Origin of the sequence: Sphingobacterium sp. UBA3549 (assembly GCF_002376635.1) — a bacterium.
Lineage (GTDB): Bacteria > Bacteroidota > Bacteroidia > Sphingobacteriales > Sphingobacteriaceae > Sphingobacterium.
In genome coordinates, this window is the sequence record NZ_DFOE01000039.1 from 72,142 (window position 1) to 89,572 (window position 17,431).

Below are 17,431 nucleotides of genomic sequence, written 5' to 3' on the forward strand. Positions count from 1 at the left end.
AAATAGTATTTTCGTTTTCAATTTGCGATATGAGAAAATTTAATATCATATTTGATGCCGAACGGATGAAATATCCGCATACAGGTTTATATCACTTTTGTAAACAATTAGGAAATGCTTTATTACACAAGATAGCTGATCCTTATGCAATGGTATTTTATACAAATAATCCTGCGAACGAAGATTTTGGCTCCAGGGCTAGCTATTACCAGCAAAAATCGCTGCAGAAATTTTGGATGCCGCGATTTTCCAATAGTGATCTTTGGCATTCTACGTTTCAACTTAGTTCATATTTCCCGCGGAACAATAAAATTAAAGTTCTTTCTACGATCCATGATCTAAACTTCCTAAAAGAAAATAAGTCGGTCGAGAAGGAAAAAAAGTACCTGAAAAGCTTGCAGAATAATTTGGATAAAGCAGATGTTATTGTAGCAATTTCCCATTATGTAAAAAATGACCTCGAAGATTATTGTAATTTACAGGGAAAGCCACTTCATGTGATTTATAATGGAAATAATATTGAACAGAAATATTTGGATCAGTTAGATCCATCGCTCAAGTGTGATAAGCATAAGCCTTTCATTTATTCTATTGGTACCATAAATCGTAAAAAAAATTTTCATACGTTGCTTTATTTATTGGTAGGGAATGATTTGGAATTGAAAATCAGCGGTATTATTGCAGAACCTGATTATAATCAATATATACTTGATTTAGCTACTGAACTTGGGGTTGCCGGACGAATACAGCTCACTGGGCCGATAACAGAATCTGAGAAATATAACTATTTACAAAATTGTGCTTTATTTGCTTTCCCTTCGATAGCAGAGGGTTTTGGATTACCTGTTATTGAGGCGATGTCATTCGGCAAAAAGGTGCTGTTATCTACATACACCTGTCTCCCAGAAATCGGAGGACCTGAAGCTTTCTTTTTGGAATCCACAGATCCAGATTATTTGATCGAATTTGGGAAATCCAATCTGATGGATATTATCTATAGCGAAGATCGTACCGCAGAAATTAAAACTTGGGCGGCTCAGTTTTCATGGGATAAAGCAGCTAGTGAATATTGGGAACTTTATAAGAAACTTTTGAAATAAGAGAATGGCTATACCGAAAGTAATCTATCAGACGTTTAAAACTAACCAAATACCTTGGTTAACAAAGTTATACATTAAGAGCTTTAGACGAAAAAATAAAGGTTACAAGTATGAGTTTTACGACGATCAACGCGTAGATGCATTTATAAAGGAATCATTTAATGAAGAGATCTATAAAGCATACTCCAGACTTCAGATTGGAGCAGCAAAAGCTGATTTTTTTCGTTATGCTGTTTTATACATACATGGAGGAGTATACCTAGATCTCGATAGCGATATTCTGGTTAATCTGGATAAATACCTGCAAGACGATGACCATGCCGTTATCACGCGTGAAAAGAACCACCAAAATCTTTTTGCGCAATGGGCGCTGATATTTGAAAAGGGGCATCCTTTTCTGGAACGAACGATAAAGTATATTGTTGAAAACATTCAGCAAAATAAATTTCCACATGACGTGCACGGCATGACCGGACCAACAGTTTATACGAGGGCCGTCAACGATGTTATCCATGAAGACCCAACAGTCCCTTATCGCATAGTGCCTGATGACTACCAGGGGATAATGAAATTTAAATACAAGCTCGGTAAATTATTGATCTATGGAGATAGGTCACAACACTGGAAAAAACTACAGAAAGTAATAACTGTTGTGAAATCGGAGGACTAAAGTGTTAAATATTGCTTCTTCCATTGTGCAGCGAGGTTGTCATCATTAAACTTTTTAACAAATTCTAGTCCTTTTTTGATCATTTCATCTCGCTTGGAAGAATCACTAAGTAATGATTTTATGGCATGCTGTATCTGTGAAATATTGGTAGGGTCAATATAGCAAGATGCCGGTCCCCCCGCTTCTGGGAAGACGCCCATATTACTGGTGATAACCGGAGTACCTGAGTAAAGCGCCTCTATAATAGGAATGCCAAAGCCTTCATAAATTGACGGATAAATGAAGACCGTTGCCGATGCATAGAGAATAGCCAATTCTTCCATCGCTAAGCCTTGCAAAAAGTGTATCCTGTGCTCCATATTGTTTTGCTGAATATAGGCGAGGATCTCTTGATGGTAACGTGTTGGTTTACCCACAATAACAAGAGGAATATCAAGGTCTTTTATGGCCTTCACCACCGATAATATATTTTTACGCGCCTCAATGGTTCCAACATTTAGTAAGAACTCCTGTGGTAATTTTAATTTATTTCTTAGATCAGCCTTCTGTTCTGATGTTTTAGTGCTCTTGAATGCTTCGTGACAGCCCTGGTAAACGACATCAATTTTTTCTTCCGGTATATGAAAGAGGTCGACAATGTCGTTTTTAGTACATTGACTTATGGCAACGATACGATCGGAAGTCTCGCATGCATGTTTGAATTTCTTTTTATAAATCCAACGGTCAATTGGATGATAAAGTTCAGGGTGTCTCAGAAAAATTAAATCGTGAATGGTAACGATAGATTTAATATGAGCCTTTGCTAAACCTAATGGGATTTCACCCGATAGTCCATGGAAAATGTCAACTTTATCTTTCTTTAAATCATCCACAATACGTTGGTTGCGCCAGAGGTTGGGCCATGTGGTGTTGATCAGCCCTTGTGGTAAACGAATATTATTTTGAGCTGTCTGTTGATGGATATATTGATGGCCAGTTTTCGGCGTGTATTTTAGATACTCATTTTCCGGAGCATACTTTTCGAGTATACGAATTAAGTCGCGGCTGTAATTCCCCAAACCGGTATTGTTTAAGAAATAACGTTTTGCATCAAATCCTATCCTCATCTTATTCCGTTTATTCGTTCAATCACCATTTCTGGTGTAATTAAATCAATTGCTTCTACTCCGTCACAGATGCAGGACTTGTTGCCATACACTGAACTTGGTCTATGGGGATGTTCGACTTGGATACAATCTGCTAACTCTTGACCGTAGCCCGTAAATCCAGCGTAAGGGTGTGTTGCTCCCCATAACGAAAGGCATCTTACTCCCATTAACGAGGCCATATGAAGTCCTGAAGAGTCCATGCTAACCATCAGATCCAGATTCGAAATTAAATCCAGTTCTTCTCTCAACGTAAATTTTCCAATGGTATTGTAAGTATTCGGAAAACTTTCGGTCCAGTTTTGGGCGACTTGAAACTCTTCTTGACCACCTCCAAAAAGCAATACGTCATATCCATGGTGTGTCAAATGATCAATGATCTGCCCCATTTTTACCAAGGAAAGAATTTTATAACGATGTTGTGCAAATGGGGCAATGCCAATTTTTTTTCGATCGAAATTCGCGAACATACTAAAAGCAGCTTTGGGTACATCCTGCAAATTAGGAACCAATTTATGGCTGAGCTCAAATTTAAAACCTAATGCGCGAAATACATCTGCATAGCGTTCTACCGTTAGCCTCAGTGGAACTTTGATTTTGTTTTTTTCCCTGGTAAGCGCTTTTTTTTCTTCCCGCCCCTTGTCAAGCTGCTTCACTTTTACGCCCGATAAGGAAAAAAAAAGATCAAGCACACGCGAACGCAAATTGAAATGTAAGTCAGCTACGGCATCTGGGCAATACTGGGCCAGCTCTTTATTTAGCCTGAACAAGCCCCAAAAACCTTTATGAATGGTTTTGGGTTCAATCACATGGAACCTGAGGTTTTTTATTCCATCAAAGAATGGCGAAAAGAATGGTCTGCTGACCATAATGATTTCTACATCAGGATAGCGTATACAAAACTCTTTCAATACTGAGGCAACCATGGCAACATCGCCCATAGCTGAAAATCGCGTGACTATGATCCGTTGCGGTAAGGACATGTTTTTACTTTCCTGATGAATATAAGACAGGGTTCAATGAAGGATCGTTATACATTTTCATCTGTTTATAGACTTTCATGTATTTATCGCCCGATGCTATGGCATCCATCAATTCATCAATACTTTGAGATAAATCTTTTCTTTGTTCTAATAAAACGTTAAGCTTTTCTTGGCAGGTATTAATGTGCGCCTCGGAAGCATCTGTGCGTAACGTTTCCTGTTCCATATGGTAGATTTTTAAAGCCAGAATGGAAAGCCTATCAATAGCCCACGCCGGACTCTCCGTATTGATCGTTGCTGTAGGCCTAACCTGTATATCTTGAAACTTTTGTAGAAAATAGCTGTCAATATACTCTACGGTATCCGTGCGATATTGATTGGACTCATCAATTCGTCTTTTCCAATGTAAGCCTTCTTTAGGGTCAATAGCGGGATTACGCACGACATCTTCCATATGCCATTGTACGGTGTCAATCCAGCATTTTAAATAGAGGAGATGTTCCAGGGATTGTTTGTCATACGGATTTTGGATTGGATGCTCAATCTGGTCGTATACGTGGTAATCCTGGATAGCACGTTGAAAAATTGGATTTGCTATTGCACTAATCATGGTACAAACTTAGATAAATTGCTTTTTATATGCAATTTAATTGCGCTTTGCATAAAAAACAATTTATCGGTCTCTCCTAAACCATAGATAATACTTTTATTGAGGATATATAGTATATTATGGAGTTTATCCTTACTATTCAACCCGCACATAGCGTGATGGATTAGGATCGTAGATTTGTTAAGAATGAAAGAAGCTTCTCTGTTTTTCTAAAAGGCCGAAAGCAAAAGATCCGGAAAGATTCCTAAGCACAACACAGCCAAGGTACATAGGATGCTAATAAAGAGAAGAACAGCATTGACTTTTATTGTTGAAGATGCGGCATTGTCCCTAAGAAATGCGTTCAGTGGTATTTTAAAATAATAAAATAAAGAGATAACCGAAGTCAGTGCGCCGACAATAAGCAATGCCAATAAACCGAAGGATTGAAAGTTTTGATACTGTTCGAACACTTTGGAAAAGACCAAAAGCTTTCCGACGAATCCCGCAGTGGGAGGGAGCCCCACTAAAGCGATTAAAACCATTGAAAATGAAGTAAACAAAAGGGGGGACTGCTTTCCTAAGCCACGATAGGAATCGATGGATGTATTGCCCAGACTAACTTCCAAGGCATCAATAAATATAAATACAGCAATATTCATCAAAGCGTATATGGAAAGGTAAAACAACAATACATTCGACTCATTATTCTGATAAACCAATACAGCCATAAGTAGTATACCTGTATGTCCAATCGATGAATAGGCCATCATCCGTTTGGCATCCTGTTGACGTAGAGCCGCTAAATTACCGATCAGCATGGTTGCAATAGCTACCCCAATAATCACATACGTTAGGAAATCGCTAAAGTAAAAGGAAACATTAAGCCATGCGGCGAGGAGCTTGGATAATAGGACGACGACTGCAATTTTTGGTACTGTAGCCAGGTACGCGGTAATTACTGTGGGAGCACCTTGATAAACATCTGGACTCCAGACATGAAAAGGAAAAAAACTCAGTTTAAAGCCAATGCCTGTCAACAAAAATAATAGCGCAATGCTGATCATGACCTTTGGAGCTTCCATTAGGCCAGCAATGTGGCTCTGGGAATCAAAATTCAAGTTCCCCGTGAAACCGTAGAGTAAAGACAAACCGTAAAGCATCACTGCCGCACAAATCGATCCAAAGAGTACATATTTTAAAGCCGCCTCCGACTGAACTTTAGTCGCTGAAAAGTATCCCACCATGATATAGGAACTAATGGAAACGGTTTCAACGGCTATAAAAATCATCAGCCAGTTACTCGACATGGTCAATAGGTTCAGTCCCAACGTTGCCGTCAGTAAAACAGCATATAGATCTCCTAACGGCCGGCCATATCTACCATGACCTTGTTGAATAAAAATACAAACAAGGAATGTCGACAACAGGATAATCAATCGTGCAGAGGTTGCAAAGGCATCAACCTGGATCATATCAAAAAAGCCAGCCATCTCTACCTTACTGAGTCCTTGCCCAACAAGGTAACAGCCACTCAACAATAATCCGATGATCGTAAGCATAAAAGACGTATGCTTCCAGTGCTTGTCGGCAAAAAGACTAGCGAGAATAGTACCAATAAAAGTGATGATCAATGTCAGTTCGGGTTTAAAATACGGTACACTGACGATAATCTGATCGAGAAATGAACTGATATATGGACTGAATGCGAGCATGCTGATTTAAATAAATTGTTGAATAAAGCTTACAAGATTCAGGACACTTGCGTTTAAATTGTTAAAAACTAATGCAGGCATAATGCCAAGTAATAAGGCCAACGCTAACGTTGGAAATAAGATCACCTGCTCGCGCGAATTGACATCTGTCAGTGCATTGCTCCAAGATTCACCGCCTTTTAAACGAATCTGTCCAAAGAACATCCGTTGCAATGTCCAAAGTAGGTAGGCTGCACTTAATAAGATACCTATAGAACCTGCAAGTGCCATCCAACGCGGCAAACCTGTGCCAACACTTTCAGAATTGAATGAACCGATAATGACAAATGCTTCACCAATAAAAGCTGAAAAGCCAGGTAAACCTAAGGAAGCGAAAAATGCAACAGCAACATACCCCGTATATTTGGGCATAATTTGAGCTAAACCTCGAAAACTATAGATATTTCTATCATGCACGCGGTCATAAACTACACCGACAAGAAAGAAGAGGGCCGCGGATAAAAAACCATGGGAGATCATCTGAAACATCGCTCCAGAAATTCCTTCTGCAGTTAATGAAGCAATACCTAATAAGACAAAGCCCATGTGGGAAACGGATGAATACGCAATCATTCGTTTGAGGTCTTTTTGTGATAAGGCGTTCAAGGCTCCGTAGATAATGGAAACAACGCCTATTAGTCCAAGCCACCAATTGGATAAGGCGGCCATGTCGGGAAAGATGCTATAACAGATACGGATGATACCATAACCTCCGATTTTCAAAAGAATACCTGCTAAAATAATGGATACTGGAGTCGGTGCTTCGACGTGGGCATCGGGTAACCAGGTATGCAATGGCACGATGGGCACTTTAATGGCAAAGGCAAAAAAGAGCACAATGAAGCCAAGCAGTCTGGCCGAAATACCCAAGATTTCCTGATAACCACCCCACTCAAAAATAGATCCTTCAAGGTAATTCTGTGGGTTCATCATATGGATCATATTGAACGTATGCGCTCCAGTCATCGGGTTGATCACTGAAAAGTATAGTCCTACGATGATCAATAGCATAAATACAGAACCAAATAGCGTGTATAAAAAGAATTTGATGGCTGCGTATTCGCGTCTTGCACCACCCCAGATACCGATCAGGAAATATAGTGGAAGTAACATCACTTCATAGAAAAGGTAGAACAGGAAGAAATCCAGTGCACAGAAAATCCCCATAACAGCCATATTAAGCACCATGAGTAAAGCAAAGTATCCCTTCGGACTCTTCTGTATATTCCAGGAGGCTCCGATAGCCATCAACATCACAAAAGCGCTCAGCAATAATAAGGGCATCGATATCCCATCAATACCAATGAGATAATCAATTTCTAGCTTACCTATTGATCCTAGATCTAAACGAATCCAGGAAACCTGCTCAACAAACTGATAGCCCCCCAGATCTTGAATACCTGTTTTGCTTGCATCAAAATGTGCGTAACACAATCCAGCCAGTACAAATTGTATTGCGGTAAATGCTAACGCAATATATTTGTAACTCAATTTATATCGTGTTGGCAAGGCGAGAATAAGCGCCGTAGCCAATAGCGGTAAAAATATCAATAAGGATAAAATAGGCATTTCCTAAAAGAATAAAAGATAAATTAAACCAAGTAAAACTATTAAAAAGACGGAGTATAAAGCGGTCTGTATCTTCCCGTTTTGTACCAGGCGGACTTGATGACCGGTCCAATAGGTTACCGAAGCAACCGTGTTGACGAAGCCGTCTATAATATATTTGTCTATCCAAACACTTAATTGTGAAATCGATAGCACGATTGACTGAATCAAAGAAACAAAGGCATCAACAACATGTCGGTCAAACCAATAACAGAATTGAGCCAATTTTAATGTGCCCTTGATAAATACAACATCGTAAAACTGATTGATATAGCCCTGATTTAAAGAAACCTTCAGTGCCGGATTGGCCGGATTGAATGGGTATCTATGCTGCACATACCATTTCCAGCCGATGATCCAGCCGATAACTGAACCAAGGAGGAGTATTGCAGGGATAATCAGGTGGGCAATGTGGCTTGGAGCAAAGGCATATTCGTCCGATAAGAGTCCGTCCATCAACCAGGAATCGTGGTACGAAAATGGATTGAACGAAAATAGTGGAAATAAGCAGAATACACCCAAAACAAACATGGGCATCAACATGGTTTTTGGCGCTTCATGTAGCGGATGATCATGTAATTTGCCATGCAGTTGGTTAGTAAGCCTAAACTCTCCAAAAAAAGCTTTAAACAGCAATCTACCAATATAGAAAGCGGTTAAAATACTTACAATGATCAAGCTTAATGGGATGATCAGGTATAAGTTCCCTTTTGAAAGAGCCCATTCAAAAGAAGATATAACGATACTGTCTTTGGATAGAAAACCTGAAGTCAGTGGGAATCCGGCAAGTGCTAGTGAAGCAATACTCATGAGCACAAAGGTCTTGGGCATATAGTGACGTAATCCACCCATGTTCCGTAAGTCCTGCGGATCAAAGTCTAGTTGACTATGTGTTTTCAGATGGGCCATCTCATGAATGACAGCTCCAGCGGAAAGAAACAATAAACACTTAAAGAAAGCATGTGTCGTAAGATGAAACAAAGCGGCATCCCATGTTCCAATACCGATCCCAACCATCATAAAGCCCAGTTGCGATATGGTCGAAAAGGCAAGAATACGCTTGATGTCATATTGGCCCAAGGCGAAGTATGCTGCCGAAGCTGCCGTGATGGTACCGATAATAGCGATAAATAGTAATGCCGATTCGCTGAATAATGGAAATACAGTAGCCAATAGGAATACGCCGGCTGCTACCATGGTTGCCGCATGGATCAAGGACGATACGGATGTAGGACCTTCCATGGCATCCGGAAGCCATACATGTAGTGGGAATTGTGCTGATTTGGCCATAGCAGCCAAGAAAAAGGCTAGTCCTCCTAGGGTAAACCAGATCTGAGGTAAACTATTGACTGGAGATACCCATAGTCCATCGACGATTGCGGATTGATAGAGCAGTCCATTATCACCAAATAAATCGACCAAATTAAGTGTCTTGAACTGCGTAAATACGATCGCAAGGCCGATTAGAAAGCCGAGGTCACCGATGCGATTAACCAAAAATGCCTTTTTATTGGCTTGTACAGCTGTTTCGCGCGTAAACCAAAATCCGATAAGGAGATAGGATGCAAACCCAACCAACTCCCAAAAGACATACATCAGTAAAAGACTGTCCATAATGACCAATCCCAACATGGCGAAACAAAACAGGCTTAGATACATCCAATAGCGATGAATGCCGGGATCACCTTTCATATATGCCCGGGAATAAACATGCACCGGTAATGCTACAGTAGGTACCAAGAAAAGCATTAAGGTGCTTAAATTATTTAACAGGATACCAACTTTAAATGAGGTTTCGCCAATAGTGAACCAATCCGCCTGAACCGTTACGGGGGCATTATTCCATATGGTGAACCAGGTGAGCCCACCACCGGTAAAACTGAGGGCGATGGCTAGGAGGGAGACAATACCTGACTGGTCACGTTTGCCTAATAAAGATTGATATAAGAACGCTACTAATGGGGACACTACGGTAACTAGCGCGGTCAAAAGGGGCGATATGTGAACAACTTGATCCAATGTTTATTTGTCTTTTAATTGGTTTACCTCATCCGGATTAATGGTGTTGTAATGTCTATAAACATTTAATACAATAGCCAATCCAACGGCTACAGCTGCCGCTGCTAGAACAATCGCAAACAACGCAAAAATTTGTCCGCCATAACTCACTTTATCATATTTCCCAAAGGCAACAAAATTCAGGATAGCTGCATTGATCATTAATTCAATACCAACCAAAATCATAATCGCATTTTTCTTGGAAAGAACGGTGTAGAGTCCAATGCTAAAGATACACGCACTCACCACCAAGAAATGGGTCAGCGTGATCATAGTGTACGCTCCTTTCTGGATAAATGAGATGCTCCAATTAAAGCCATCATCAGAAATATCGATATAATTTCAAAAGGCAATACGTAAAAAGTCATAAAACGTAATCCGATTTGATGAATATTGTTATCAGTCGCAGTAATATTATTTCCATTTTCTATGGACTGAATGATCCACGTTGATGGTGCCTGTTGCCATTCAAAGATGCCATAAAGCATCAGTAACAGAAAACCAAGTACCACTGGAATAGCTTGCCATTTGGGCATGCTTAAGAAGGAACCGCTGTTGTCTTGAAGATCTTTTAGGAGTTCTTTATTGGACAGCATAAAGGCAAACAGCATAAGAATGAGTACGCCTCCGACATAGACCATGATTTGTGTGATGGCCACGAAATCAGCTAAAGCAAATAGGTATAGTCCTGCCATTGCAAATAAAACAATAAAAAACAGGAATAATGCGCGCGCGATATTTTTAAGATTGACCAGTAAAAGGGCCGAACCGATTGCTAGGATAGCGAAAGCGTAGAACAAAATACTTTCCATTTTCTATTTTTGCTTTGCTGCCTCCTTTTCAGCTTGAAACTGTGTCCATTCAGCTTTGCGTTGAGCTACCTGCTCGTCAGTCATGTCTGAAAACCCGTAAATAAGATCGGTCAGCTTTTGCGAGCTGCGGTCATATGCATTGGTCATGGTAATACATTCTGTCGGACATACCACCGTGCACAGGCCGCAATACATGCATTTAGCCATATCAATATTGAATTTTGCGGGATATAACCGTTTGACGCTACCGTCTGAAGTCTTTCCGATCGCTTCTGGCGATTTGATCGCTTCAATTTCGATACAGTCCACAGGACATGCCTTAGCGCAAAGATCACATACAATACAGTCGTCGATATCAACCTGCAATTGGTAACGCGCGACTTCCGGGATAGGCATTTTTTCACGCGGATACTGCACCGTCACAATACCTTCCTGTTGATTAAAGTAGTTTTCTTTTTTGATATTTAATTCCGTCCGTGAGCGACGTGCACCAAACAGGTGTTTGACAGTCAAAGATAAACCTTTGATTGCCGTACGAAATGCATGCGAAGCCGTTTTAAATATCATAATATCCTATGCTATAACTAAAATTCGCCAAATGGCAGAGATGGCAATACACAGAAAAGCCAGCGGTGTCAATACTTTCCAACATAAACTCATCAATTGGTCTGCACGTAACCGCGGTAATGTCCATCGGATCCACATTTGGATGCCTACAATAAGGAATGATTTGGCTAAGGTCCAAAATATTCCCCAGGCTAAACCAGTCGTCCAATCTGCGAGGCGTACAGCCCCAATGTTTGGTAATGGTGTGTTCCAGCCGCCTAAAAAGAGGACAACGCCCAACATCGATACCAAAAACATCATAGCGTACTCGGCCAGAAAGATAAAGGCAAATTGTATTCCACCATATTCCGTATGGAAACCACCGACCAGTTCAGATTCGGCTTCCGGAATATCAAAAGGAGCACGATTACACTCGGCAAGAGTAGCGATAAAGAATATGATGTAGGTGATAATCAAATGCGGAGCCTGAAAAATATTCCAGGCGAAGAGACCGCCAATCTCATTAACTTCCCAAATACCCAAGAATTTAATGCTCCCATTGGTGAGGATTCCCTGCCCAATAGCGATTTCATTCAGGTTTAGGGTTTGTGTAAGCATGACAACTGTAATCAGCGAAAGGCCGACCGGTATTTCATAGGATACCATCTGTGCAATGGCACGCATGGAGCCTAACAAAGAATATTTATTGTTGGAACCCCAACCAGCCATTAAAATGCCCAAAGCATCAATGGAAATTATCGCCATAATGAAAAATAAACCGGTATGCGTATCGGCTGGAATAAAATCCTTTGCCCAAGGAATAACGGCAAACCCTGTAAAGACGGCAACAAAAATAATGATAGGAGCAATCCTAAAGAGAATCTTATCTGCCGATGAAGGGGTGATCAGTTCTTTTTGGAGTAATTTAAGAATATCAGCGATGGTTTGAAGACTACCATACTTTCCGGTTTCCATAGGACCTAGCCGATCTTGGACGAATCCGGCAATCTTTCGCTCGGCATATACTGCAAATAAGGTAAATGCTGCTATAAAGGTGAAAATAGCAATAGGAACCAAGATATGTAGTACATTTTCTAGCAAGTCTTATTTATAATGATTTTTAATAAGAGACGAATCAATACGCAAACTTAACGAAAAACAGGGAATTTAGATAAGGAAAAATTAAAATATACTTAACAAGTAGATTATCGTGACAATAGCGTAGCGGCGAGCAGCTATTTATTGTTTGATCGAATAGGTCATTCGTGCTTGCAAAGGATTCACAGGAGTTGCAATAAAAAGAAAAAAGCATCCTGTAAGGATGCTTTTTCGGATATAAATCAAAACCGAATTAACGATTTGAGAATTCAACGTAATCACGTTCTGTGTGGCCAACATACACCTGTCTAGGACGGCCGATAGGCTCTTTGTTTTCACGCATTTCTTTCCATTGTGCAATCCATCCCGGGAGACGGCCTAAGGCAAATAATACCGTAAACATATCTGCTTTGAAACCTAGTGCACGGTAAATAATACCAGAGTAAAAATCAACATTTGGATAAAGTTTTCTGTCGATGAAGTATTGGTCATTCAATGCAGCTTCTTCTAATTTCTTAGCGATATCCAATACAGGGTCTTGCACACCTAATTTTTCCAAAATATCGTCACATGCTTTTTTGATGATTTTAGCACGTGGGTCAAAGTTTTTATAAACGCGGTGACCGAATCCCATTAAACGGAAAGGATCGTTTTTGTCTTTCGCTTTGGCAAGATATTTTTCGGCATCACCACCATCATTTTTAATAGCTTCTAACATTTCAATTACCGCTTGGTTTGCACCTCCATGCAATGGACCCCATAATGCATTAATACCTGAAGCAACAGATGCATAGAGGTTTGCATTTGACGAACCTACGATGCGAACGGTAGATGTCGAACAGTTTTGCTCGTGATCAGCATGCAAAATCAGCAACTTGTGCATAGCATCAATGACAACCGGATCGAATGTTTTTTCGTCGTTAACTTCTCCGAACAACATATTCAGGAAGTTGTCGATGTAGCCAAGGTTATTTTTAGGGTATACAACAGGGTGTCCTAATGATTTCTTCTGGATCCAAGAAACGATTGTAGGCATTTTTGCCAAAAGATTGATGATCGTTTGATCCTCTTCTTCATCTGTTAAGTTTGGATTTAAAGATTCTGGGTAAAATGCCGATAATGCACCAACTAAACAGGAAAGTTGCCCCATTGGGTGTGACTTGGAAGGAAATCCAGCGAAGAAATTTTTCATATCCTCGTGGATCATCATTTGCTTTTTGATGTCAGCTCTGAATTTTTCCAATACCTCTTTTTTGGGAAGCTCTCCATAAATCAACAAATAAGCAACTTCCAAGAAAGTCGATTTCTCTGCCAATTGTTCAATGGGATATCCTCTATATCTCAATATGCCTTTTTCACCGTCAAGGAAAGTAATCGCACTCTTCGTAGCACCCGTATTTTTATATCCTGGGTCTAATGTAATAAATCCGCTTAGATCTCTTAATTTGGAAATATCAACTGCTTTTTCATTCTCAGTACCGACAACGACCGGAAGGTCATAAGAAGTTCCGTCTAAATTTATAGATGCTTTATCTGACATGTTTATATATTATCTTATATCTGATTTGTTATGCTAATCTCACAAATTTAACTATTTGATATTTAAAATTGAAAGTTCTTGTGGAATTAAAATGACATGACTACGTCATATTGGATAATATCTACTAACAATTTACGTAAATAAGCAAATCATTTATCCAAATTTAACATTACCTTATTGTACAAAGCGCTAATCTATTTTTCGCTGAGCAACCTTTCCTTTATCTTCATAATTCCCATGTTTACCTGATCCAAAGAAAGGAAGTATAACAAAACACACAAGAATAATAGAAGTTGCGGTCAGTATTCCAGTTGTCCATAGAATTTTACTGAAATTTTCGGCAGCTAACAGCTGAATGCCCCACATTCCCAAAAGGAAATAGGTAGCAACGAAGAGAATCACCAAGGTAAATAGTATACCGAATATATATTTCATAATGGGTTATATTTTGTTGAGAATCTGTTTTTTTAATGCGTCGAATTCTTCCTGGGTAATGATATTTTCACGAAGTAGCAGTTGCATCTTTTGGAGCTTCTCCACGAAGTCGCCTTCTTGCTGAATATGACCTTTGATTTCCGCTTTTTGAAGATCAAACTGCTTACCCAGTTCCATACCGACGCCAAGTTGTGCGCCCACTCCCGCAATCCCACCTTCATTTTTAGCGGCATCACGCAGCGCGCGTAACTTTTCTAATTCAACATAGCTTAAACCTGCTTGCTGTGCGGCTTGATTTTGTGTGGTTAGATCGGCGATTTCTCCAATCCTCCTTTTGGTATTGGCATCAAATTGGGTTCCTAGGATTTTAAAATCTGTAATATCGAGCCCGAGATCTTTAAAATCTTGTTCCACTGCAGTCTTGATGTCGTTAGATAGTAATGCTAGTTGGCTATCAATCTCATTATAGCCTAGCTTCTTTTGTGCAATCTGTGCGGTAATTTGTTGGGGAATGCGATTATTGAGTATGTCTTGGATGACTGCTGTAGTGACTGTATTTTGATTGGCGACAATGTTTTTATAGAAATGGACCGGTTCATTGATCAGGTAGGAAAATGTACCATTCAAACCGATTTCTATAGGTAAATTGTATTGTGGGTCGATATATTTGATCGGAGAACCTGTTCCCCAGGATTGATTGACGATAGCAGCCGTGCGAAAAAAGTAGATATACAGTTTGTGTTCGGATTCGAAATTTTGCCGTAGTCGTGCTAACGTAGTAAAAAATGGATGATTATCCGTTTTGAGGTTATACGTTCCAGGTTCGGTTAGCAGATTTTCGCCTTTACCTTCATACACAAGAATGCATCCCTGCCCTGGGGCGAGGATTAGTTTGCTGGAATTTTTGATCTCATTCCTTTCGGATGGAAATTTATACCATAATAATCGAGGGTCTTGGTTTTTCCACTCGATAACTTCAGAAAGTTGGTTGTTAAAAAGATTAAATAGTCCCATAGTTATTAATTTAGTGTGTCGAATTTGGGATTATACCCTTCAAATTTGTTGATTTGTTTTCCATTATTATCAAAATAATAATAGTCACTCGAGCCTCTTACAATAAAGCCGTCTTTTAACAGGCTCCCATTTCCATAGATGGACTTGAGGTCAGTAGTAAAGGTTTTTTGTATAGCCCCAGTTGTGATATCCAGCAGTTGGATCTGGAAAGGATCGTCTTCAGCTGGTGTTGGCTTATAGGCGATAAGGAGCGTTTTGTCATTCTGGGCGATGACTATAGGCTGAAAGTAAAGTCTGCCTGGTGTAAAGTCTTTAAAGTTAATCAAACGCGCTCCTTTAAATTGCCACGGATTGATCAATACTTTTTTATAGGGATCTCGGTCCGTAAAAATACCCGATCCACCATAATCCTTATCCCAAGAAAACCGTGGGGTATCTTTAGGATATCCATATTGATAATGGTAAGTATACTGGATTAACTGAATTTTTTCCTCTGGATAATAGCTGGACTTACTTGAAAAAGTAAACTCCGTTTTTGTCGTCGGATTGGGAAGTTTTTTTCTTCTTTCCTCGTAAAGCACTTTATCCGGTATCGCCTTATTTATTAACGGGTAATAGGCCAGATTTTGACCTTCATTGTTGATAATTTGATAAGCGGAACCATAGTCTTCATACTTAAATTCAACTTTGGCTATGCCAGTACTTAAAGATGGAGCATCTTTAACATAATTTTCCAAAACACTCTTATACGTGAGCGTGTTTTTGTCAAGTTGATAGATGTATTTGGACTTGACGATGATGTAAAGGTTTTGGTCTTCAAATACCTGAAGTTTAACGTCGCTGCTCGATAATTCAACGGGAGTCTCCATCAATGCTTTTACCCATTCTTTTTTACCTGTTTTAGGGTCAAAAAGCCCAATGTATACCTTGTTGTCTTTGGTTGAATCCATTCTTTTCCTAAAAGTTCCTACATTACCAACGACCACAACATGCGGCGTATTATTTTTGTCCATGAATAACGTATTACTCGCATAGTTCCATTCAAGCGGTTCTACTTCTTCTTTCTCGTTCGCTGAGTTGGAACCACTATAAGTGGAATAACTCGGCTCAGGTTTCTTGGAAAAAATAGCACTTATAGCCCCTATGATAAACATGACCGCGATAAATCCCACAACGGCGAATAGGATAATCCGAAGGGCCTTATATTGATCTGTATTGTTGCGCGGATAGTTATAGTTGTGATTGATATTGATATCGTCGCTATCGAGAAAAAATTCTGTTCCGCAGCTGTCACATTTATAATAATCCGGACGTAGTGTGGTTACTTTTATACTCCCACAATGCGGACATTTGATCGCTTTAATATTTTTAGCCATTGATCTTAATTGTATTTATCTTGAATCATCTTATTACTTTTCATGCTTCCAATCGATCGGATTGCATTGAATTTATCCAGTTGATTTTTTTTCTTTCCAATGCAGGACACGATTTATAGTGAATTTAGAATTAAAATAATCCTATAACAAATTTTCTGCCAGCTAACTTATATTCGTGGGATTTGAGTTTAAAAACGCAGAAAATGAGCGATTTCTTTTTTGATCTAATAGAACTGATGCTATTTACTGTCGATTATATAACTCAGTATAAAAAGATTTTTTATATTTACGAATTGTTCGTAGATTAGTGAAAGATTAGATAAAGTAGATACAGGCATGGAAAAATTAACAGCACAGGAAGAACAGGCAATGCAGTCGATTTGGAGTCTCAATGGAGGATTTATAAAGGAGATCTTAGATAATATCAAAGGTGAAAAGATGCCTTATACCACCTTGGCTTCAACAGTAAAGAATCTGGAACGTAAAGATTTTGTGAAAGCAGTGCGTTATGCCAACGCTAAGCGCTATGAACCGATGGTGAGTGAGGAAGATTATAAAGCGAAATTTATGAATTCCTTTGTCGGTGATTATTTTAAAAATTCCTATAAGGAGATGGTATCTTTCTTTGTGCAGGAAGAGAAACTAACAGCTGATGAATTAAAGGAAATTATGGACATGATTAAGCATAATAAATCTTGATAGC

At 39.4% G+C, this 17,431-nt stretch carries 17 protein-coding genes; 3 read left to right on the plus strand and 14 right to left on the minus strand.

The features are described from left to right. The first annotated feature begins 29 nt into the window (after positions 1-29). Positions 30-1,100 (plus strand): glycosyltransferase family 4 protein, encoded by a 1,071-nt coding sequence (locus B2W36_RS22260; protein ID WP_293883771.1) that lies wholly within the window; start codon positions 30-32, stop codon positions 1,098-1,100. Positions 1,101-1,104: 4 nt separating this feature from the next. Beyond that, a complete protein-coding gene (locus tag B2W36_RS22265) occupies positions 1,105-1,770 on the plus strand; it encodes a glycosyltransferase family 32 protein (protein ID WP_293883773.1) in 666 nt (221 codons plus the stop codon). Here B2W36_RS22265 and B2W36_RS22270 read toward each other — a convergent pair. The 14 genes from B2W36_RS22270 to B2W36_RS22335 all read right to left on the minus strand — a co-directional run bounded on the left by B2W36_RS22270 (position 1,767) and on the right by B2W36_RS22335 (position 16,728). Continuing rightward, entirely contained in the window at positions 1,767-2,876 is a 1,110-nt protein-coding gene (locus tag B2W36_RS22270) for a glycosyltransferase family 4 protein (protein WP_293883775.1), read from the minus strand. The genes B2W36_RS22265 and B2W36_RS22270 overlap by 4 nt on opposite strands. Next, positions 2,873-3,898, minus strand: coding sequence for a glycosyltransferase family 9 protein (locus B2W36_RS22275; protein ID WP_293889602.1), 1,026 nt, complete (start codon positions 3,896-3,898; stop codon positions 2,873-2,875). The genes B2W36_RS22270 and B2W36_RS22275 overlap by 4 nt, the downstream gene beginning before the upstream one ends. A gap of 4 nt (positions 3,899-3,902) precedes the next feature. Next, positions 3,903-4,508 (minus strand): DUF4254 domain-containing protein, encoded by a 606-nt coding sequence (locus B2W36_RS22280; RefSeq protein WP_293889603.1) that lies wholly within the window; start codon positions 4,506-4,508, stop codon positions 3,903-3,905. A 209-nt stretch (positions 4,509-4,717) separates the two neighbouring features. Beyond that, positions 4,718-6,202 carry an NADH-quinone oxidoreductase subunit N gene (locus B2W36_RS22285; protein ID WP_293889604.1) on the minus strand — a complete coding sequence of 495 codons (1,485 nt, stop codon included), beginning with the start codon at positions 6,200-6,202 and terminating at the stop codon, positions 4,718-4,720. 6 nt (positions 6,203-6,208) lie between these two features. After that, entirely contained in the window at positions 6,209-7,810 is a 1,602-nt protein-coding gene (locus B2W36_RS22290; protein ID WP_293889605.1) for a complex I subunit 4 family protein, read from the minus strand. A gap of 3 nt (positions 7,811-7,813) precedes the next feature. Then, a complete protein-coding gene (locus B2W36_RS22295) occupies positions 7,814-9,868 on the minus strand; it encodes an NADH-quinone oxidoreductase subunit L (protein ID WP_293889606.1) in 2,055 nt (684 codons plus the stop codon). Between the two features lie 3 nt (positions 9,869-9,871). Then, complete coding sequence (gene nuoK / locus B2W36_RS22300; RefSeq protein ID WP_209580538.1) at positions 9,872-10,180, minus strand: NADH-quinone oxidoreductase subunit NuoK; 309 nt, start codon at positions 10,178-10,180, stop codon at positions 9,872-9,874. Further along, positions 10,177-10,719 (minus strand): NADH-quinone oxidoreductase subunit J, encoded by a 543-nt coding sequence (locus B2W36_RS22305; protein ID WP_293889607.1) that lies wholly within the window; start codon positions 10,717-10,719, stop codon positions 10,177-10,179. The genes nuoK and B2W36_RS22305 overlap by 4 nt, the downstream gene beginning before the upstream one ends. A 3-nt stretch (positions 10,720-10,722) precedes the next feature. Beyond that, positions 10,723-11,286 carry a 4Fe-4S binding protein gene (locus tag B2W36_RS22310; RefSeq protein ID WP_293883790.1) on the minus strand — a complete coding sequence of 188 codons (564 nt, stop codon included), beginning with the start codon at positions 11,284-11,286 and terminating at the stop codon, positions 10,723-10,725. A gap of 6 nt (positions 11,287-11,292) precedes the next feature. Beyond that, the gene (gene nuoH, locus B2W36_RS22315) at positions 11,293-12,366 is read right to left on the minus strand and encodes an NADH-quinone oxidoreductase subunit NuoH (RefSeq protein WP_293889608.1); all 1,074 of its coding nucleotides are present in this window, start codon (positions 12,364-12,366) and stop codon (positions 11,293-11,295) included. A gap of 250 nt (positions 12,367-12,616) precedes the next feature. Next, positions 12,617-13,903 (minus strand): citrate synthase, encoded by a 1,287-nt coding sequence (locus tag B2W36_RS22320; protein ID WP_209580544.1) that lies wholly within the window; start codon positions 13,901-13,903, stop codon positions 12,617-12,619. Positions 13,904-14,092: 189 nt separating this feature from the next. Then, a complete protein-coding gene (locus B2W36_RS22325) occupies positions 14,093-14,338 on the minus strand; it encodes a hypothetical protein (RefSeq protein WP_209580546.1) in 246 nt (81 codons plus the stop codon). A gap of 6 nt (positions 14,339-14,344) precedes the next feature. Next, complete coding sequence (locus B2W36_RS22330; protein WP_293889609.1) at positions 14,345-15,352, minus strand: SPFH domain-containing protein; 1,008 nt, start codon at positions 15,350-15,352, stop codon at positions 14,345-14,347. A 5-nt stretch (positions 15,353-15,357) separates the two neighbouring features. Next, positions 15,358-16,728 carry a hypothetical protein gene (locus tag B2W36_RS22335; RefSeq protein WP_293889610.1) on the minus strand — a complete coding sequence of 457 codons (1,371 nt, stop codon included), beginning with the start codon at positions 16,726-16,728 and terminating at the stop codon, positions 15,358-15,360. 336 nt (positions 16,729-17,064) lie between these two features. Here B2W36_RS22335 and B2W36_RS22340 point away from each other — a divergent pair, with 336 nt between their 5' ends. Continuing rightward, positions 17,065-17,427, plus strand: coding sequence for a BlaI/MecI/CopY family transcriptional regulator (locus B2W36_RS22340; RefSeq protein ID WP_209580554.1), 363 nt, complete (start codon positions 17,065-17,067; stop codon positions 17,425-17,427). Positions 17,428-17,431: the final 4 nt, after the last annotated feature.